The sequence below is a fragment of the Halohasta sp. A2 genome, from assembly GCF_056175805.1.
The window spans coordinates 1-263 of record NZ_JAQFWV010000272.1 but is presented as its reverse complement, the minus strand read 5'-3'; the positions used below and the strand labels follow the sequence as shown (position 1 = coordinate 263).

The window sequence follows — 263 nt, the reverse complement described above, 5'->3', positions numbered from 1 at the left end:
CATCCCCCACGCCGCTCCTGCGCGGTTCCGTGAGTTCCCCGGTAGCTCGACCAAGCCCTTCGCGTCGAGGTCTTCGACCGCTACGAAGTCGTACTCCCGAGCGTAGTAGTTCGAGAGCTTGTGGAGAAAATCGCGGCGCTTCCGTTTCAAATCGGCGTGACGTTCGGCCACGATTCGACGCTGTTTCTCCCAATTCGCAGACCCGTGTTCCTTCCGCGAGAGGTCGCGTTGTGCGTGTTCTAACCGCTCGCGCTCATCAGACA

At 60.5% G+C, this 263-nt stretch carries 1 protein-coding gene; it reads right to left on the bottom strand.

The annotated features are described in order from the left end of the window. A partial coding sequence (locus O2S87_RS19100) for a transposase (RefSeq protein WP_475410255.1) occupies positions 1–263 on the bottom strand: 263 nt, incomplete at both ends.